Source organism: Brevundimonas fluminis (assembly GCF_003934285.1).
Classification (GTDB): Bacteria; Pseudomonadota; Alphaproteobacteria; order Caulobacterales; family Caulobacteraceae; genus Brevundimonas; species Brevundimonas fluminis.
This window is the reverse complement of record NZ_RQWJ01000003.1, coordinates 691,253-708,202: the sequence shown is the minus strand read 5'-3', so window position 1 is coordinate 708,202 and position 16,950 is coordinate 691,253. Positions and strand designations below refer to the sequence as shown.

Here is a 16,950-nt window from a genome sequence, read left to right as displayed (position 1 = left end):
CTCCCCGGCCCGCGCTTCGGGACGCTAGGCGTCGCGCGGCTGACGCAAGATGAACGGACGTGGTTAACCATGTCTTGTGAAGCGGCATCGCACGGTCGGCCACACGCCTTCGAATCCCGCGCGAGCCCGCCCATGACCGCCCCGACCGCCGTACAGGACGTCACCGACCAGCCGCTGGTCCACGCCCCCGCCCCCGTGGCCCAGGGCACGGCCGGAGATTCGGCGTCGACGGAAGCGATCCGACGACTGTCGCGCAATCTGGCGGGCGGCGGGGCGCTGAAGAAGCAGAAGCGGCTGATGGAGCTGCTGAAGGCCGCGGTCGCGGCGATGCGGACGCGTGACTTCGACGCCGGGGCCCACAGGGCGCTGGAGGCGCTGCGGATCGACGAGACGTCAGGGCTGGCCTGGCACGTGCTGGCCATCTGTCAGGAGAAGGTCGGGCGGTTCGTGGAGGCGATCCAGGCCTACGAGGCGGCGCTGGCCCTGTTGCCCGAGGATCCCGCGATCGCCCACGACCTGAGCCGGCTGGCCCAGCGGCTGGGGCATCTGGAGATCGCCGAGAAGCTGCTGCAGAAATTTCTGGCCGCCGAGCCGGGGCACGTGGACGGGACCAACAACCTGGCCTGCGTGCTGCGCGAGCAGAACCGTTATGACGAGGCCATCGACCTGCTGCGCGGCATGATCCAGATCGAACCGGGCAGCGCCCTGCTGTGGAACACGCTCGGCACCGTGCTGAGCGATCAGGGGCGGATGGCCGAAAGCCTGCCGTTCTTCGAGGAGGCGCTGCGGCTGGAGCCGGACATGGCCAAGGCCCGGTACAACCGCGCCAACGCACGCCAGCCGCTGGGCGACCTGGCCGGCGCGCTGGAAGACTTCGACGCCGGCCTGAAGGGCGCCGAGCCGGGCTATGAGACGGCGATGATGCGCATGGCCCGCGCGATGACGCTGATGGGCGTCGGCCGCATCCCGGAGGGATTTCAGGAGTACGAGGTGCGGCTGGACCCGGACATGCCGGACGCCATGCACGTGGTCACCGCATCGCCGCGCAGGACTGGCGAACCGCTGGCGGGGCGGTCCGTTCTGATCGTCGGCGAGCAGGGTCTGGCGGACGAGATGGTCTTCGGAGGCTGCGTCGGCGACGTGATCGAGGCGGCCGGCCCCGACGGTGACGTGCATGTGGCCGTCGAGCCGCGGCTGGTGAGCCTGTTCCAGCGCAGCTTCCCCTCCGCGAAGGTGATCGGCCACCGCACGGTGAGGATCAACGGGCGGCTGCACCGCATCATCCCGGACCTCGACGACCGCGCGGAGGACGCCCGCCCGATCGACTTCTGGACGCCCATGGCCACCCTGCTGGCGGAGTTCCGGCCGACGGTGGAGAGCTTCCCCGATCGCGCCGGCTATCTGACGTCCGACCCGGCGCGCGTGGCGCGCTGGAAGGCCGAGCTGGAGACCCTGGGGCCGGGGCTGAAGGTCGGCCTGCACTGGAAGAGCCTGATCCTGACCGGATCCCGCGGGCGCTACTTCTCCAGCTTCGACCGCTGGCGGCCGGTGCTGGAGACGCCGGGCGCCGTGATGGTCAACCTGCAGTGCGGCGACGTGAGCGCGGACCTGGCGCTGGCCGAAGCGGCGGGCGTGAGCATCTGGACGCCGCCGTTCGACCTGAAGGACGACCTGGAGGATCTGGCCGCCATGTCCTGCGCGCTGGATCTGGTCATAGGTCCCGGCATCGCGGGCACCAACATCGCCTCCGCCGTCGGCGCGAACGTGTGGATGCTGACGGCGCCGGACGACTGGCATCTGCTGAACACCGACCGTTATCCCTTCTATCCGCGCACGCGCCTGTTCAGGCGGGCGTTCGACGGCTGGCCGGCATGCATCGACGAGGTGCGGGCGGCGCTGGACGAAGTGGTCGCGAAGCGCGGGAACGCCGCCTGACGCGGTCCGTTGTTCTCCCCGACAGGAGAACGACATGCCGGACATCGACGAACAGGATCAGGCGGAAGTCTTCGACGAGACCCATCTCGACGACGACGGCGAGACGGAGATGCTGCTCGACGAGCTGGATCCAGTGTTCGACGCCACCCAGGCCGTCGGAGACTCGGACGTCGACGACGACGAGGACGCCGGCGACGAGGAGTCCGAAGAAGCCGACGACGCCCTGCGGCAGCGCGAGACGCTGGAGGCTGAGGCCGACGCGCTTCTGGCCGAGGGTGAGACCGAGGGCGACGACGACGGCGAGCCGGACACCAGTCCGGACGAGATCGAGCTGGTCTACACCGGCCTGATGCGCGAGCAGAAGGGCGCTCAGGCCAGCGCCGCCCACTGGGAGGCCAGGCGACTGGCCGACGACGACATCGCCTCGCTGGGCTACGCGCCCGACGAGACCCCGACGCAGGAGACCCCGCAATGACCGAAGAGCGCAAGCAAGAGACGAAGCCGGACCAGCTGGAGCCCAGGCTGAAGGACGCGGAGAATCGTCAGGAGGCGCTGATCGACGAAGGCGTGGAGGAGACCTTTCCGGCCAGCGACCCGGCGAGTCCGAAGCGCATCACCTGAACGTTGTTAACCCCGGGCGTTCCGGGCTAGTCCTGACCTCGCATCAGGGAGAGCCCGCCGCATGGCCGAACGCCGCCGCTTCGAAGGCACGTCCAACTACGTCGCGACCCACGACCTGCGCATGGCCGTGGACGCCGCCGTGGCGCTTGAACGGCCGCTGCTGATCAAGGGCGAACCGGGGACCGGCAAGACCGTGCTGGCCTATGAGATCGCCGGGGCGATGGAAGCGCCGCTCATCACCTGGCACGTGAAGTCGACGACCAAGGCGCACAACGGCCTGTACGAGTACGACGCGGTCAGTCGGCTGCGCGACTCGCAGCTGGGCGAGGCGCGCGTTCACGACGTCCGCAACTATCTGAAGAAGGGCAAGCTGTGGGAGGCCTTCACCTCCCCCGTGCGCCCGGTGCTGCTGATCGACGAGATCGACAAGGCCGACATCGAGTTCCCGAACGACCTGTTGCAGGAACTCGACCGGATGGAGTTCTACGTTCAGGAGACCGGCGAGACGATCCGCGCCGAGGTGCGGCCGATCGTGATCATCACCTCCAACAACGAGAAGGAGTTGCCGGACGCCTTTCTGCGCCGCTGCTTCTTCCACTACATCCGCTTCCCGGATCCCGGGACGATGGAGGCCATCGTCGAGGTGCACTTTCCGGGCATCAAGAAGCGCCTGGTCGCCGAGGCGCTGAAGACCTTCTACGAGATCCGCGAGACGCCCGGCCTGAAGAAGAAGCCTTCGACGTCGGAACTGCTGGACTGGCTGAAGCTGCTGCTGGTCGACGACGTCGCGCCCGAGACGCTGAGGGAGAAGACGCCGGGGAAACTGATCCCGCCGCTGCACGGCGCCCTGCTCAAGAACGAGCAGGACGTGCACCTGTTCGAGCGTCTGGCCTTTCTCACGCGGGGCGAGGCGCGCCGCCCCGGCGCCTGACGGACACCCTGATTACCCCGATTTCACTGGCCATGCCGACCGATCGGCGCAGGATGCGATCAAAGGAAGAGTTCATCATGCGTCTTCGCACCTCCCTGCTTCCCCTGCTCGCCGTGGCCGGCCTCGGCCTCGCCGCCTGCGACGGCGAGCGGTCGGTCAGCATCTCGACCGGCTCCTCGTCGGACAAGCCGCGCGGCGTGCTGAAGGTCGTCGAAACCCTGCAATGCCCCGAAACCCAGGGGCAGCTGACGCGCAAGGGCGCGGCGACCGACGGGGGCGCGACCTGCTGGTACGTCGGCCCGCGAGGCTCGTCGGTCCAACTTCGGCTGATCAGGCTGGACGGCGATCCGACGTCCGTCCTCCAGGGTCTGGAGGCCGAACTGAGGCGCGACATCGCGGGCGGTCCCACGGGCGAAGGCCCTCAGGTGGCCGTGAACGCCGACGGAGACCGGGCTTCGGTCCGGCTGCCGGGCATCAGCGTCGAAGCCCAGGGTGAGAACGCCGACGTGCGCATCGGCGGCTTCCGCATCGAGGCGAAGGAGGACGCGCCGCGGGCGGACGCGACGGCGCAGGCCACGGCCTCGGCCTCGGGCGACGCCTCGGAGGACAGCGTCAGCGTCCGCGCGGACGAGGGCGGGGCGGAGGTGCGCGTCCGCGCCCGGGGCGACGCCACCCGCGCCAAGTGGATCCTGACCGACGGCGACGAGGCCGCCACCGGCTGGCGACTGGTCGGCTATGAGGCGCGGGGGCCGCAGGGCGGGCCGCTGGTCGTGGCCCTGGTCCGCTCCCGGAACGACGACAAGGAGGCGGCCTTCGAGGACGCCGAGGCGCTGGTCTCTCTGAACGTCGGGGATTGATCCGGGCCACGCATTGCGTCACCTGACCCGCCGACGTCAGGAAGCCGCCTTGCCCACCCGCGCCCCCGCCAAGCCGAAGACCGCACCCCGAACCTCGCGCAGGCCTGCGCCGCGCGCCTGGCAACGCATGCTGTCGGGCCGCCGGCTGGACCTGCTGGATCCCTCCCCTTTCGACATCGAGATCGAGGACATCGCCCACGGCCTGGCGCGCGTGGCGCGATGGAACGGCCAGACCGTCGGCGAGCACGCCTTCTCCGTCGCCCAGCACAGCGTGGTGGTGGAGGAGATCGTCGCCCACATCCGCCCCGGAATCGCGCCGAAATGGCGGCTGGCGGCGCTGCTGCACGACGCCTCCGAATACGTCATCGGCGACATGATCTCTCCGTTCAAGGCCGCGCTGGGCGTCAGCTACAAGGATTTCGAGGCGCGGCTGGAGCACGCCATCCACATCCGCTTCGGCCTGCCTGCGAAGAACCCGGTGGAGATCAAGAAGCTGATCAAGGAAGCCGACAAGGCCTGCGCCTTCTTCGAGGCGACGCAGCTGGCGGGCTTCTCGGAGGAGGAGGCGTTGGGCTTCTTCGGCGCGCCGCCTCCGGGGTACGACCTGCACATCACGCCGCTGAGCGCCCCCGAGGCCCAGGCGCGCTACGTCGAGCGCTACCGGACCCTGGCCGAAGCCATGGGCACGGTGGCGGGCGCCGACGCCTGGCACACGGAGTGACCGTGGCGGATCAGGGCGTCCGCATCGGCCTGTCCGCCGTCGTCATGGCGATCCGCGACGGCCGGGCCTGCGTCCTGACCACCGCCGGCCGGGACGGTCTGGCCGCCCTGCCCTTCGGTCCGTTCGACCCGGTGAAGGACCGCACGTTCGAGCGGGCCCTGCGCGACTTCGTGACGGCGCAGACGGGGTTCCGCCTGGGCTTCGTCGAGCAGCTCTACACCTTCGGCGACGCCGGTCGCGAGAGTCCGCGGGCGACGCCGGGACCGACGGGCGCGCGGGAGGTGTCGGTCGGCTATCTGGCGCTGACGTCCGAGGCCGCGGATCCGCCCGGGGCCGAGGCGCGCTGGACGCCCGTGCTGGACTTCTTCCCGTGGGAGGACCGTCGCGGCGGGCCGCCCGCCGTGCAGGCCGCGATCGACGCGGAGCTGGCCGCCTGGGCCGGAGACGACGTCCGACGCCGCGCCCGGGTCGACTCCCTGTTCGCGACGGGCGACGCGCGATGGGCGGAGACGCGCGTGCTGGAGCGCTATGAACTGCTCTACGAGGCCGGCGTGGTGGCCGAGGCGGCCCGCGACGCCGACCGTCCCGCGCCGGGCGCCGCGCCGGGCCGCGCCATGGCCTCGGACCACCGCCGCATCCTGGCCACCGGGCTCGGCCGGCTGAGGTCGAAACTCAGATACCGGCCCGTGCTGTTCGACCTGACGCCGCCGACCTTCACCCTCTCCCAGCTGCAGGCGGCCGCCGAGGCCGTTGCGGGGGTCAGTCTGCACAAGCAGAACTTCCGCCGCGGCGTCGAACGCACGGGCCTGGTCGCGCCCACCGGCGCGGCCTCGACGGGAACGGGCGGCCGCCCCGCCGCCCTGTTCCGCGCGACCGGCCTGGACCCCGCCGACGGCCAGGCGCCCGGCCTGCCGCTGCCGACGGTGAGATAGCGAAAACGGCCTTGCGGCGCGGCGCGCCGCCGACTAGAGAAGCCGTCCTTCAACCGAAGCTTCGGCGCCGCGGAGAGGTGGCAGAGTGGTTGAATGTACCGCACTCGAAATGCGGCGTGCCTTCACGGGTACCGGGGGTTCGAATCCCCCCCTCTCCGCCACCGGTTTTTCCCTTTAGTCTCAATTACTTAAGTGGAAAACAGGGCCCCGATACGTCGGGAGCACTCACTTTCAAACTCATCGCATCTCGCACGACAGGCGGCCCTGATCCCAGGTTTCGCGGGCTTTTGCGCGGGCCATTCTCAACCGCCGAAAGATCCGGATGAGTTTTCCCTGCTAACAGGGAATTAACAGGGAAATTGCTGTGCCGTCTCAGCCCTGAAACAGGGGCTGTTCGCGCCCAAGCGCCCGCCACGCCTGCATTGCGGCGTGATCGTGTTTAGCGAGCCGCCGCATAAGCAGGGGATTTTCAACGCCCACAGCAGGGAATCGCTTCCCCGGATCAGGCGACGAATGCAGCTCTTTGATCGTCCCAGCAGAGCGGGATGGCGGCGCACCGCAAGTCCTCCAGGCACACGCCCGCCTTCTGTCGACCTTCGAGGAAGGCGAGCTGCACGTCCGGCGCCAGCCAGGCCATTCGCACCAGGTTGCGCTCGTGGGGCGAAGATGGGGACTGCGGCATCACCCCGTCCTCGTCGACGTGGGCGTCCAGCACCTGATGCGCCCGCTTCAGCGCCTTGATCAGCGCCCGACTGAGCCGCGCCTGCTTAGGCGCTTCGCCCTCCAGCCAGGCGCGCCCGCCGCGGAACTTCAGCCGGCGCGGCACGTGGACCCAAATGCGGTCGCCGGCCAGGGTGACGGTCTCGCCGGGTTGCAGAGCCCGCTTGACCCGATCGACCGCCAACGGGATCTCGCGCTCCTCAAGGGCCAACGCCTTGACCGGCAGGGCGATCTGCACGGCCTGATCATGCACATCCATCCGTGTCAGAACCGTTTGCGGATCACGATCCGGGCAGAGCCGGTGAAGGGTCTCGATGGCCCAGCGCTCGACCGGCAGGGCCGGCAGTCTGTGGATGGCGCCGGGCCGGCGCTCCTTCTTGCCCCGCTGGATCGTGCTGGAGACGTAGTAGCGATGCACCCCGCCTCGGCGGCCGTAGGCGTGCATCGGGGTCATCGCCGTTCCGTCGCAGTCGAAGAGCCGGCCCTTCAGCTCGAGCAGCGGCGGCGGCGCGGCCGGCCGGTCGGACTTCTTCGTGTTGGGTCCGCGCCGGGCACGGGTCGCCAGCTGCGCTTCGGCCCGGTCGAAGGTCGCCTGATCGATGATAGGCGGATGATCGGCGGGGTAGGCCTGGTCCTTGTGCGGGACCATGCCGAGGTAGGTCTTGTTCCGAAGCAGGTGGTAGAGGGCGCCGTTGTCGAAGGGCATGCCGCCGAACACGGTCCCGGTGGTGGCCGTCCACCGCTTGGAGACCCGACCTTCGGCCGTCAGTTCCTTGCGCAGCGCCGGGACCGACCGGAGCTCCAGGAAGCGGCGGAAGATGTGGTGGACCAGCTCCGCCTCCGCTTCGTTGACCTTCAGCTTCCGTCCGTCGGGGTCGTAGCCCAGGGGCGGGCAGCCCCCCATCCACATGCCCTTCTTCTTCGAGGCCGCGATCTTGTCGCGGATGCGCTCGCCGGTGACCTCGCGCTCGAACTGGGCGAAGGACAGGAGCACGTTGAGCGTCAGCCGGCCCATGGAGGTCGTGGTGTTGAAGGCCTGGGTCACCGAGACGAACGAGACGCCGTGCTTGTCGAACACCTCGACGATGCGGGCGAAATCGTTCAGCGCGCGGGTCAGGCGGTCGACCTTGTAGACCACCACCACGTCGATCCGGCCGGCGGCCACGTCGGCCAGCAGCTTCTGCAGGCCGTCCCGCTCCATCGTCCCGCCGGAGACCCCGCCGTCGTCGTAGGCGGTCGGCAGGGCGGTCCATCCCTCCCCGGCCTGGCTCTTCACATAGGCCTCGCAGGCTTCCCGCTGGGCATGCAGCGAGTTGAACTCCTGCTCCAGCCCTTCTTCGGAGGACTTGCGTGTGTAGATGGCGCAGCGGAGCCTAGGCCTTGCCACCGGACCGCTCCACCAGGCCGAAAAACAGCGGCCCGCCCCAGATGCCGCCCGAGATCGCCCGGGCCGCCGCGGTCAGGCTGCGGTAGGTCGTGCCGTCCCACTCGAAGCCCTTGGCGGTCCGGCGCACCGACTGGGGCACGCCCTTCCACTCGCGCGTCAGGACCGTGCCCACCGGCACGTCCACCGACGCCCGCTGCGGCGCCTTCTCGTCCTTCAGCTTGCGCCGGGTGACGGCGTCCAGGCCGCCGAAGGCCTCGGCCTGGATCCGCCAGGCGAGGCTCAGGCCCAAAAGCTCGCGCGACCGCAGCCTGGGCGCGGGCAAGCCGTAGCGCCGCACCCAGACGGCCCGCAGGCCCTCGAGGTCCAGGCGCTCCAGTGCCCGGACCTCGGCGTTGATCGCCTCGCGGTTCATTCGGCGGCCGGCCCGTTGCTGGCGGCTGCAGCCAGCGGGGCGATGCGGTAGATGCGGCCCGCGTCGGTCTTCTCCGAGGTGACGGTGAGCTTGTGCTTCTTCTTGACCGCGCCGGCCAGCGCGCCGCGCACCGAGTGCGGCAGCCAAGTGCTGTCAACTTAACTCCCACCCATCGCCAAGTTGAACGGCCTCACTCACGACGCCACAGCCGCATTCCAGGCCGCGTGCGCCTGCGCCCGGAGCTTCCGAAGCGTGCCTCGGCTGACAAGATGCCGCTGGGTGTAGAAGGTGTTGTAGAAAGCGGCGTGGACCGTCAGGAACCGCTGGGCAGAAGGGGCGCTCTTGAAGCCGATCATCTGCCGCTCGCGCTTCCGGATCGGCAGATGCGAGTTCTCCGCGCGATTGTTTTCGCGGAGGCGACCCGGTCGATGGCGGTCGCTCAGGCCCAGCCGATCCAGCGCGGTCTTGTAGGAGCCCAGGCCGTCAGTGACGATCGTCTCTGGCACAACCGGCTGATCCCGCAGCAGCTTTCTCAGAAAGCTTTCGGCGGTCGCCGCATCCCGCCGACGCTCGACCGCGGAGCCGAGCACCTCCCCTTCGTCGTCCACCGCGCGCCAGACGTACATGTGCCGCCCGCCGATCGCGCTCACCATCTCGTCGAGATGCCACCGCGGCGAAGCCGCCGGTCGGCGTCGCCGCAGGTTCCTGGCGATCTGCAATCCGAACTTCCGGCACCAGTCGCGGATCGCCTCGTAGGAGACGTCGATCCCGCGTTCGGCGAGGATCTCCTCGACGTCCCGGAGGCTGAGATTGAAGCGGTAGTAGAGCCAGACCGCGCGCTTGATGACGTCGCTTTCGAACCGGTGCCGCTTGAAGCTGAGTTTCGCCATAAGTCCCTGCCCTGCATGGACTTTTCAGCATATCAGTAGAGACCGGTTAGGGTTAGACTGACAGCACCGGTCCAGGGCCCGCTGAAAGACCGCTCTCGACCCATTGCGGACGTCAGCGACCCGCCACTGCAGATAGCTTGAGGACCGAGACGGATGATCTCTGAGTCCGGCAAGGCAAGCCTCCCGTGGTAACGCTCACGGGAGGCTTGGGCGCGGCTGGATAGTGTGGGATCAGGCAGCGGCCTTCCAAGTCGGCTCCAGCGCCGCGTGCGGCGGGCAGGGCGCGACGGCTTGGATCGGTAGACCACCGAGTTCGTTGGCGTAGCCGTGGTTGACGTCGCGGTGGTGGGCCTCGTCGGCGCGGACGACCAGCACCACGTCGCGAAGCGTCGCGTCATCCGGCAGGCCCCAGTAGCGCTTGGCGATCTCCGGCGCCGGCACGTTCGGGCTGCGGCCCTGGTCGATCTCTGCGAGGTAGTGGGTGTAGCTGATCACCGCCTCCTCCTCGAAATAGCCGACCACGCGGTGAGCCGTCTTCGAGGAGACGAGGTAGAGGCCGAAGAAGAACAGGTAGAACACCCACTGTACGGAGACGATGACGAAGCGTTCGAACAGCGTCGGCTTCGAAATCTCGATGAAGGTCATCAGGTGCATGCGCTCGTTCTCGGCCTCATCCATCAGGGTCTTGATCCACCCCTTGTCGTCGCACATCCGGCGCAGGCAGCTCAGGTGGTTGATGGTGGCGCCGACCATGCCGGGCACGGCGGCGACGGTCTCCAACACAACGGCCCGGTGACCGTAGCGTTTGGCGAAGAAGGTGTCGGCGCAGAAGCGCAGCAGCTTGGTGAAGCCGAAGGCCACGCGGTCCGACAGGCCCTTCGGCTGATGGTGGATCGAAAGGTCGACGAGGGAGGGGGTCATGGCCTTGGCTCCTGTTGATCCGGAAAGCGTTCCGGGCCGCTGCGGCGGCGTCTTGGAAGATGCAACCGGTGTAGAAGCGTGCGTCCGACGGCGGTATTCGGGTCTTCACCCTAAGGAGAATCCCGGAGGCGCGGAGGCCGGCCGGACGGGGCAAGGAGCATCGATGCGATCCTTTCAGTCCCCGGAGACAGCGCCCTCGGCGTTCATCCGCCCGGCGTCCCCGTGGATCGCCGTTGCGGCGGCGGTCGTCGTCGCCCTGGTCGGCGCCGGGCTGCGCATCGCCCTCGACGAGCGGATCGGCGACCACGGCGCGTTTCTGGTCTTTGTCCCGGCTGTGGTGGTCGGCGCCGCCATGGGCGGCTGGATTCCGGGAGCGGTGGCGGGGGTGATCGGTCTCTGCGCCGGGCTGCTGCTCTCGCCGGCCAGCCCGGCGCTCTGGATCGAGGCCGCCCTGTTCGTCGGCGTGGCGGCCGCCGTGACAGTGGGCGGCGAATGGTTCCAACGGGCCCACCGGGAACTCTCGGCGCGCGAGACCCACCTCCGGCTGATCCTGAACACCATTCCCGATGCGATGATCCTGATCGACGACGCCGGCGTGATCCGGGCCTTCAGCCCGACGGCCGAGCGGCTGTTCGGCTGGTCTGTCGACGAGGCCATCGGTCAGAATGTCAGCGTGCTGATGCCCTCGCCCCATCGCGAGGCGCACGACGGTTATCTGCAGCGCTACTACCACACAGGCGAGCGCCGCATTATCGGTCTGGGGCGGATCGTCGTCGGTCAGCGCAAGGACGGCTCGACCTTTCCGATGGAGCTCGCCGTCGGCGAGATGCGCACCGCCGAGGGCCGGTTTTTCACCGGTTTCGTGCGGGACCTGACCGAACGCCAGCAGGCCGAGGCCCGGATGCAGGAGCTGCAGAGCGACCTCGTGCGGGTTTCCCGCCTCACGGCTCTAGGCGAAATGGCTTCGGCGCTGGCGCATGAACTGAACCAGCCGCTCACGGCCATCTCCAACTATCTCAAAGGCTCAAAACGGCTGCTAAGCTCGAAGGGACTGGGGGAGGACCGGATCGCCACTGCGCTCGACCAAGCGGCGGATCAGGCCCTGCGGGCGGGCGTCATCATCCGACGGCTGCGCGAGTTCGTGTCGCGCGGCGAAACGGAACGGCGCATCGAGGACCTCCCGAAACTCATCGAGGAAGCCAGCGCCCTAGCCCTCGTCGGCGCGCGTGAGCACGGCGTTCGCGTACGGTTCGCGATAGATCCCGCCGCCGACCGCGTGCTCGCCGATAAGGTGCAGATCCAACAGGTGCTGCTCAATCTGATCCGGAACGGCATGGACGCCATGGAAGACTCGCCGAAGCGCGAGCTGGTCATCGCCGCGGCCCCTTTGGACGCCGAACTGATGCGGGTGTCGGTGTCGGATACCGGAGCGGGCGTCGGCGACGAGCTCGCGGATCAGCTGTTCCAGCCCTTCGTGACCAGCAAGAGGAGCGGGATGGGCGTGGGACTGTCCATTTCCCGAACCATCATCGAGACTCATGGCGGACGCATCTGGTTCGAACCGAACCCGGGCGGCGGGACCGTCTTCCATTTCACGCTTCAGCGCGCCCGTATTGAGGAGGAGGCTGCCGATGGCGACTAACACCATGATTCACGTCATCGACGACGATGCCGCGGTGCGGGACTCCATCGCCTTCCTGCTCGAAACTGCCGACCTGACGGTGCGGACTTATGAGTCCGCTGTCGCCTTTTTGGCAGTGGAGGATCGTCCGGCGGGCTGTGTCGTGACCGACGTTCGAATGCCCGACATGACTGGACTGGAACTTGCCCGCAGGCTCCGCGACAGCGGGTCGGTTGAGCCCGTCATCGTGATCACCGGACATGCCGACGTGCCCCTCGCCATCGAGGCCATGCGCGCGGGCGTCGTCGACTTCATCGAAAAGCCCTTTGATGACGAGGTCCTCCTCGCTTCGATCCATCGCGTCCTGGATCAGGCGGGCAAGGCGACCTCGGCCGACGCCGAAAGGCGTGCCTTCGCCGATCGCCTCGACTCCCTCTCGCCGCGCGAGCGCGATGTCGTGGACGGCCTCGTCAAAGGACATGCCAACAAGGTGATCGCCTTCGACCTCGGCATCAGCCCGCGTACGGTGGAGGTCTACCGGGCCAATGCCATGACCAAGATGCAGGCTGGTAGCCTCTCGGAGTTGGTCAGAATGGTTATGACCGCCGGCTAGCGTCAGCGGCCATTCACTGGCGGCCAGAAAGCAGATCGTCGTGTGTATGCCTGCCGGACGTCAGCTTTCCACCCGTAGGTGACCGTAGGCTTCCGACCCGTTGCGGAACTACCGATGATGCACGCTCAGCCGCCCTCGGACTAGCTCAAGGAGGGTCCACCAAGCTTCTCGCGGCATCGAAATGTCGATGTGGCGCTGCCTCCTTAGGACCCGACGCAGTTCGCCGCTGTCCTTTCGCTCCAGCAGGCCATCCAAAAAGAGCAACAGCTCGGGTTGGTCGCTAAGAGAGACAAATCCAACGCACTCGTCGGCCTGCGATTCCAACGTTCCACCCAAGACCACGACGGCGTCTTGGTGAAATGCTCCACAGAGCCTGTCAAAACTGGCTGGCGGGTCGCGCATAGATCATCGTAGCTCTCGAAACGTCCGCTTCCCACCCGTACGTGACGGTCGGCTTCCGACCCGTTGCGGACATTCCGATTGCAGGACTCCGCTGCCGCAGGCATCGTCGTTAGATGACTGGTAAGCCTCCGAAGACGCCGCAAGACAAAAAGGCCCTCAGTTACGCGAAGGACCGGCGCAACACCTATGGTGAAAACGACAAGTCGTCGCGGAAGGCAATCCCGGCGCGGAAGGCTGGAGAAAGCAGAAGGGTCCGGCGCAAGGCCAATCAGACTCTGGCTGTCGTCGAACGACTCGATGAAGAGGCCGCCAACATCGTCGAAAGCTCCCTAAAGCAAGACGTTGAGCGGGTCGGCGGGTGGACCAAAGTCCCGGATGAACCTTTGGCGGTGTATCTGCAACTGCAGGCGCGTCGCAGGTCTTGGCGTGATCTCAGTCCAAACCGCACTCCCTCAGAAGAACCTGACGTCAGCTAACCACCCTTAGGCGACGATGACCGGGCCCGCATTCGGGCCCGGTCCTGAGTCACAGATCGATCTGCTCCGACATCTCCAGGGCGTCGTCCACCTCGATGCCGCGGTACCTGACGGTGCTCTCCAGCTTCCTGTGGCCGAGCAGGAGCTGACAGGCGCGAAGGTTGCCGGTCTTCTTGTAGACGAGCGACACCCTGGTGCGCCTGAGGCTGTGGGTCCCGTAGCCCTGCGGTTCCAGGTCGATCATCCGAACCCACTGATCCACGAGCCGTGCGTACTGCCGGGTGCCGATATGCTGGCCCGGTCGGCTGCGGCTCGGGAACAGCCAGTCATCTTCACGCTCGCCACGGAGCTTGAGCCAGGCCGCGATTGCGTCGCGCGCTGGCTCCGTGATCTCGAACGGCACCGGCCTCCCCGTCTTCTGCTGGATAACGATCGACCGTTGTCGGAGCGCACCGCCAGGCGCCACGTCACTGACCCGGAGCCGAACCAGGTCACAGGCTCGCAGCTTGGCATCCAGGGCGCAGTTGAACATCGCAAGGTCACGAACCCTCTTCGCGACCTTCAACTGCTGTCGAATGGCCCAGATGTGCTTCGGTTTCAGCGGCGCCTTGGGGCCGATCAGACGGCCGGCATTCCATGGGCGCTTCGGTTGCTTGAACAGGTCAGACTGGCGCATGGCCAACCTCCATTGAGGTGCCTCCCTGTCCGCGGCCCAGTCTACGCTCTCTGGATCTGTTCAGCGCCAGTTGCGGACCTTCGGACATTCCCAGGAAGCCGACGTTATTTCGTTGGACAGTCGGTGATCGCTCATCGCGCCGCCCGCGCTCCCTCCGCCAGAACGGCCGGGAATGCATAAGTCCTCGTTTCAGTCGACGCGTCGGCCTGCGGGCCGACGCACACACGGGCAAGCATCGCCGCTTCCGGCGTGTCTGGCGACACCGGCAGGATTTCGCGTGAGTTGACGTAGCCCACCATATGGCCGTCGATGTCGTGGCGCCACTTCTCCCACACGTTGAACTGAGGCGTTGCGCAATTGAAGACCATTCGGACGACTGAATAGGCCTCCCGCCCCGTGGGCGCTCGTAAAGCGACGACGAACCATCCTCGGCGGAAGTTTCCTTGCGAATATGGGCGGCTGGTGTCGTAACCGACCCAGACGTCTGTCGTTTCATAGACGACCTCCCAGCGCTCGCCGGGATCCTGACCGCCCAAGCTTGCAAGCGCCACCATCAACCAGACCATCGTTCTCGCTCTCCCCCACGCTCGCTACTATACCGCGTGCGCAGAACAGCATGGCCCTTTTCGACCGACAAGCGTGCTTGCGATCATCTGCACAACCACAATCGCAGCGGCGTTTGGCTCCGCGTCCAACCACTGCCTACAGTCCCAGTATCGCCTCAAGTCGTTCCATTCTCCTCGAACCGGAGCCATAACTGATGAAATCCCTCCTAAGCGCCGCCGTTCTCGTCGCCACAACTTGCGGCGTAGCGCCTTGCCTGGCTCAGTCCATCTTACCCGGGCAGGTAGTTTTCGGAGCATTGGCTCCGGAGGACCCGGTGGATCACAGGGACGCACACTACGATTGTCATGATTTTGTGGGCGTCGCAGGCCAGTCGATCGAAATCGTCATGCGCTCCATCGACGTGGATGCCTGGGTCGCGTTGCATCGTGGACCCGGCTGCCAGGGGGAATGGGAGGACGCCGACGACGACGGCGGGTTCGGCTTTCGAGCAGCGCATCTTGAGGCGACGCTGGATCAAGGGGGCACTTGGTCGTTCCGGGCCAGCAGCTCGGATTCACGGGACGTCGGAGACTACATGATCGGGCTGGCTGTGGCGGACACGCCCGACGCCGCCCGCCTGCGCGCGGATCCCCTGACGATGACCGTCGGCAGTGAGGTGTCCGGCGAGTTGTCTCCGGTTGATGCCAACCTGGCGCCTGGCCGATATTTCGACTGCTATGAGGTCACCGTCGCCGGACCGGTGCAGGTGATGCTGAATGTCCGATCTGCGGATTTCAGCCCTGTCGGGCACGTCTACAGGGACCCGTCGTGCCGGCGGGGGTATTTTGTAGAACTAGATTCCACGTCCGGGTCGGGCGAGGTTGATCCTCAAGAATTTCGCGCGTCTGGGCTGCTCCCCAGAGCAGGGAGTTATTTCATCGCGGTGACCAGCGGCGGCCTTCGGGAGACGGGCGCTTACTCGATGAACATCACCGCGGCTCCTGCGACCCAACCGTAGGGTAGATCAAGCTGGGCCCCGGCTCCGGCGTGTGCGGCTCAGAACGCTTCGGCGGCAGGCGAATGACGCAACCTGACGTCCGCTCCTTCTGACCTTGACGCTGGATGCCGCCTCCAGCTTCACTTCGATCTCCGAGGAGTGAGCGATGTCTCTGGGTCGTACGATTTTGGCGTTTGCAGCGGCTCCCATTGCGTCGAGCCTTTCGCTCGCAGCCGCCCTCAGCGCGTCCTCAGGCGCGGACCCGACGTCTTGGGTTTTCGGGACCTTGATGATCGGACTCTTCGGCCTCCTGTTCACCGTTCCTGCGCCGGTGGTCGGAGGCGGCTCTTCACTTCTTTTGCTCAAGGCGACCTGCCGCGACAGCCTGCCCTGGTTCATTCTGGCAGGGGCGATCGTCGGTCTGCTCTCGGGATTGATCGTGTTGTCCAGCGGCGGAACACCTGACGAGCACAGAGAGCCGGGCTGGGTGTTGTTGCTGATGACCGCATTCGCAGGAGCGGTGGGCGGCGCAGCGTTCGGTTTGGTCCGCGGCCGCCCGATCACTGATGGCGAGGTGTCTAATGTTCTTTGAGTTCATCGCGACTTCTCCGGCTCTGGCCGGTCACATTCAGGATCCGGCTGAGTGCCGCGTTGCATCTCCCGAGCAGATCGCGCGGTTCGAAGCCGTCCGCACCGACCCAGCGTACGCCGACGCCCGCGCTCGCAACCTCACTTACGAGGACGAGCTGTTCGCGGAGTTCGTCATTCCCGACGGTCCCTGGCGATCGCCGCCCCCAGACGCCCGCGTGCTGTTTCGAGCCATCGCGCCGCCTGGCGGCCTCCACGGCAACACGATCTGGACGGCCGTCTGGCAGGAGAGCGACGGCACATGGTGGTTTTGGAAACAGAACCGCGACCCGCGGGTCGTCCAGCAGCCGCCCCAACCCGGCGCAGAGGCCACGATCGCATCGGACACTGACCGTTGGAAGCCTGTGGGCGGTCGCCTCGGCACACCGGACGTGCAGGCGATTGAAGCGGCTCTCACCAGCCCGTGCCGTGCCGCCGCGGGGCCTTTCTGGCCCGGCGAAGTGCCTTATGTGCCGCCGCCTCCTCCTCCGGGCGTGCCCGTCATTCCTCCGCCGCCTCCTGCCCCTCCTGTCCCGGACTCCACCGTCGTCTATGTCCAGATGACCGAGCAGGGTCAACCTATGCGGCGGCTCGGGGCGTGGCGCACCGGGCATGGCAACCGATTCATCAGTGCCGTCGCTTGGCCTCAACCGGAAAGGGAGTGA

The 16,950-nt window shown here is 67.2% G+C and carries 20 protein-coding genes and 1 tRNA gene; 14 read left to right on the top strand and 7 right to left on the bottom strand.

Translation table 11 applies throughout. The features are described 5' to 3' along the window. The first annotated feature begins 132 nt into the window (after positions 1-132). The 8 genes from EFJ44_RS08500 to EFJ44_RS08470 all read left to right on the top strand — a co-directional run bounded on the left by EFJ44_RS08500 (position 133) and on the right by EFJ44_RS08470 (position 6,158). Entirely contained in the window at positions 133-1,935 is a 1,803-nt protein-coding gene (locus EFJ44_RS08500) for a tetratricopeptide repeat protein (protein ID WP_164511890.1), read from the top strand. 34 nt (positions 1,936-1,969) lie between these two features. After that, positions 1,970-2,410, top strand: a complete 441-nt coding sequence (locus EFJ44_RS08495; RefSeq protein ID WP_125256750.1) for a hypothetical protein — start codon at positions 1,970-1,972, stop codon at positions 2,408-2,410. Then, entirely contained in the window at positions 2,407-2,556 is a 150-nt protein-coding gene (locus tag EFJ44_RS13840) for a hypothetical protein (RefSeq protein ID WP_164511854.1), read from the top strand. Before EFJ44_RS08495 ends, EFJ44_RS13840 begins: the two co-directional genes overlap by 4 nt. 61 nt (positions 2,557-2,617) lie before the next feature. After that, the gene (locus tag EFJ44_RS08490) at positions 2,618-3,487 is read left to right on the top strand and encodes an AAA family ATPase (protein ID WP_125256749.1); all 870 of its coding nucleotides are present in this window, start codon (positions 2,618-2,620) and stop codon (positions 3,485-3,487) included. A gap of 77 nt (positions 3,488-3,564) precedes the next feature. Beyond that, the gene (locus tag EFJ44_RS08485; protein ID WP_125256748.1) at positions 3,565-4,344 is read left to right on the top strand and encodes a methyltransferase type 11; all 780 of its coding nucleotides are present in this window, start codon (positions 3,565-3,567) and stop codon (positions 4,342-4,344) included. 127 nt (positions 4,345-4,471) lie between these two features. Next, positions 4,472-5,065 carry a YfbR-like 5'-deoxynucleotidase gene (locus tag EFJ44_RS08480; RefSeq protein WP_125256846.1) on the top strand — a complete coding sequence of 198 codons (594 nt, stop codon included), beginning with the start codon at positions 4,472-4,474 and terminating at the stop codon, positions 5,063-5,065. Between the two features lie 44 nt (positions 5,066-5,109). Continuing rightward, positions 5,110-5,997 (top strand): NUDIX hydrolase, encoded by an 888-nt coding sequence (locus EFJ44_RS08475; protein ID WP_125256845.1) that lies wholly within the window; start codon positions 5,110-5,112, stop codon positions 5,995-5,997. A 71-nt stretch (positions 5,998-6,068) separates the two neighbouring features. Continuing rightward, a tRNA-Ser gene (locus EFJ44_RS08470) sits at positions 6,069-6,158 on the top strand. 341 nt (positions 6,159-6,499) lie between these two features. Here the strand turns inward: EFJ44_RS08470 and EFJ44_RS08465 are convergent. From EFJ44_RS08465 to EFJ44_RS08445, 5 genes are all read right to left on the bottom strand, one after another. Next, a complete protein-coding gene (locus EFJ44_RS08465) occupies positions 6,500-8,104 on the bottom strand; it encodes a recombinase family protein (protein WP_125256747.1) in 1,605 nt (534 codons plus the stop codon). Beyond that, complete coding sequence (locus EFJ44_RS08460) at positions 8,091-8,516, bottom strand: DUF2924 domain-containing protein (protein WP_125256746.1); 426 nt, start codon at positions 8,514-8,516, stop codon at positions 8,091-8,093. Before EFJ44_RS08460 ends, EFJ44_RS08465 begins: the two co-directional genes overlap by 14 nt. Further along, positions 8,513-8,659 (bottom strand): DUF3489 domain-containing protein, encoded by a 147-nt coding sequence (locus EFJ44_RS08455; protein ID WP_125256745.1) that lies wholly within the window; start codon positions 8,657-8,659, stop codon positions 8,513-8,515. The genes EFJ44_RS08460 and EFJ44_RS08455 overlap by 4 nt, the downstream gene beginning before the upstream one ends. A gap of 51 nt (positions 8,660-8,710) precedes the next feature. After that, positions 8,711-9,406: an IS6 family transposase gene (locus EFJ44_RS08450; protein ID WP_125256744.1), complete on the bottom strand. Its 696-nt coding sequence runs from the start codon at positions 9,404-9,406 to the stop codon at positions 8,711-8,713. Between the two features lie 231 nt (positions 9,407-9,637). After that, entirely contained in the window at positions 9,638-10,327 is a 690-nt protein-coding gene (locus tag EFJ44_RS08445; RefSeq protein WP_125256743.1) for an alternative oxidase, read from the bottom strand. Positions 10,328-10,490: 163 nt separating this feature from the next. Here EFJ44_RS08445 and EFJ44_RS08440 point away from each other — a divergent pair, with 163 nt between their 5' ends. The 3 genes from EFJ44_RS08440 (at position 10,491) to EFJ44_RS08430 (ending at position 13,439) form a co-directional block, all read left to right on the top strand. Beyond that, on the top strand, positions 10,491-11,969 hold the full coding sequence (locus EFJ44_RS08440) for a PAS domain S-box protein (protein ID WP_125256742.1): 1,479 nt from the start codon (positions 10,491-10,493) through the stop codon (positions 11,967-11,969). Beyond that, positions 11,959-12,561, top strand: coding sequence for a response regulator FixJ (gene fixJ / locus EFJ44_RS08435; protein ID WP_125256741.1), 603 nt, complete (start codon positions 11,959-11,961; stop codon positions 12,559-12,561). The genes EFJ44_RS08440 and fixJ overlap by 11 nt, the downstream gene beginning before the upstream one ends. Positions 12,562-13,076: 515 nt before the next feature. Beyond that, entirely contained in the window at positions 13,077-13,439 is a 363-nt protein-coding gene (locus tag EFJ44_RS08430; protein ID WP_125256740.1) for a hypothetical protein, read from the top strand. Positions 13,440-13,488: 49 nt separating this feature from the next. Here the strand turns inward: EFJ44_RS08430 and EFJ44_RS08425 are convergent, their stop codons facing one another. Both EFJ44_RS08425 and EFJ44_RS08420 read right to left on the bottom strand, forming a co-directional pair. Next, positions 13,489-14,115: a tyrosine-type recombinase/integrase gene (locus tag EFJ44_RS08425; RefSeq protein WP_125256739.1), complete on the bottom strand. Its 627-nt coding sequence runs from the start codon at positions 14,113-14,115 to the stop codon at positions 13,489-13,491. A 131-nt stretch (positions 14,116-14,246) separates the two neighbouring features. Beyond that, the gene (locus tag EFJ44_RS08420; protein WP_125256738.1) at positions 14,247-14,681 is read right to left on the bottom strand and encodes a hypothetical protein; all 435 of its coding nucleotides are present in this window, start codon (positions 14,679-14,681) and stop codon (positions 14,247-14,249) included. 314 nt (positions 14,682-14,995) lie between these two features. On the opposite strand from EFJ44_RS08420, the gene EFJ44_RS08415 reads away from it, so the two are divergent. The 3 genes from EFJ44_RS08415 to EFJ44_RS08405 all read left to right on the top strand — a co-directional run bounded on the left by EFJ44_RS08415 (position 14,996) and on the right by EFJ44_RS08405 (position 16,950). Further along, positions 14,996-15,679: a hypothetical protein gene (locus EFJ44_RS08415; RefSeq protein WP_125256737.1), complete on the top strand. Its 684-nt coding sequence runs from the start codon at positions 14,996-14,998 to the stop codon at positions 15,677-15,679. Positions 15,680-15,947: 268 nt separating this feature from the next. Then, entirely contained in the window at positions 15,948-16,250 is a 303-nt protein-coding gene (locus EFJ44_RS08410) for a hypothetical protein (RefSeq protein WP_125256736.1), read from the top strand. Next, on the top strand, positions 16,240-16,950 hold the full coding sequence (locus EFJ44_RS08405) for a hypothetical protein (protein ID WP_125256735.1): 711 nt from the start codon (positions 16,240-16,242) through the stop codon (positions 16,948-16,950). The genes EFJ44_RS08410 and EFJ44_RS08405 overlap by 11 nt, the downstream gene beginning before the upstream one ends.

What these genes read in the sequence shown, in the direction of transcription:
- EFJ44_RS08490 (WP_125256749.1), top strand. Translation starts at nt 2,618, where the DNA reads ATGGCCGAACGCCGCCGCTTCGAAGGCACGTCCAACTACGTCGCGACC.
- EFJ44_RS08485 (WP_125256748.1), top strand. Translation starts at nt 3,565, where the DNA reads ATGCGTCTTCGCACCTCCCTGCTTCCCCTGCTCGCCGTGGCCGGCCTC.
- EFJ44_RS08430 (WP_125256740.1), top strand. Translation starts at nt 13,077, where the DNA reads ATGACTGGTAAGCCTCCGAAGACGCCGCAAGACAAAAAGGCCCTCAGT.
- EFJ44_RS13840 (WP_164511854.1), top strand. Translation starts at nt 2,407, where the DNA reads ATGACCGAAGAGCGCAAGCAAGAGACGAAGCCGGACCAGCTGGAGCCC.
- EFJ44_RS08500 (WP_164511890.1), top strand. Translation starts at nt 133, where the DNA reads ATGACCGCCCCGACCGCCGTACAGGACGTCACCGACCAGCCGCTGGTC.
- EFJ44_RS08405 (WP_125256735.1), top strand. Translation starts at nt 16,240, where the DNA reads ATGTTCTTTGAGTTCATCGCGACTTCTCCGGCTCTGGCCGGTCACATT.
- EFJ44_RS08410 (WP_125256736.1), top strand. Translation starts at nt 15,948, where the DNA reads ATGATCGGACTCTTCGGCCTCCTGTTCACCGTTCCTGCGCCGGTGGTC.
- EFJ44_RS08460 (WP_125256746.1), bottom strand. Translation starts at nt 8,516, where the DNA reads ATGAACCGCGAGGCGATCAACGCCGAGGTCCGGGCACTGGAGCGCCTG.
- EFJ44_RS08480 (WP_125256846.1), top strand. Translation starts at nt 4,472, where the DNA reads ATGCTGTCGGGCCGCCGGCTGGACCTGCTGGATCCCTCCCCTTTCGAC.
- EFJ44_RS08440 (WP_125256742.1), top strand. Translation starts at nt 10,491, where the DNA reads ATGCGATCCTTTCAGTCCCCGGAGACAGCGCCCTCGGCGTTCATCCGC.
- EFJ44_RS08425 (WP_125256739.1), bottom strand. Translation starts at nt 14,115, where the DNA reads ATGCGCCAGTCTGACCTGTTCAAGCAACCGAAGCGCCCATGGAATGCC.
- EFJ44_RS08445 (WP_125256743.1), bottom strand. Translation starts at nt 10,327, where the DNA reads ATGACCCCCTCCCTCGTCGACCTTTCGATCCACCATCAGCCGAAGGGC.
- fixJ (WP_125256741.1), top strand. Translation starts at nt 11,959, where the DNA reads ATGGCGACTAACACCATGATTCACGTCATCGACGACGATGCCGCGGTG.
- EFJ44_RS08450 (WP_125256744.1), bottom strand. Translation starts at nt 9,406, where the DNA reads ATGGCGAAACTCAGCTTCAAGCGGCACCGGTTCGAAAGCGACGTCATC.
- EFJ44_RS08495 (WP_125256750.1), top strand. Translation starts at nt 1,970, where the DNA reads ATGCCGGACATCGACGAACAGGATCAGGCGGAAGTCTTCGACGAGACC.
- EFJ44_RS08420 (WP_125256738.1), bottom strand. Translation starts at nt 14,681, where the DNA reads ATGGTCTGGTTGATGGTGGCGCTTGCAAGCTTGGGCGGTCAGGATCCC.
- EFJ44_RS08475 (WP_125256845.1), top strand. Translation starts at nt 5,110, where the DNA reads ATGGCGATCCGCGACGGCCGGGCCTGCGTCCTGACCACCGCCGGCCGG.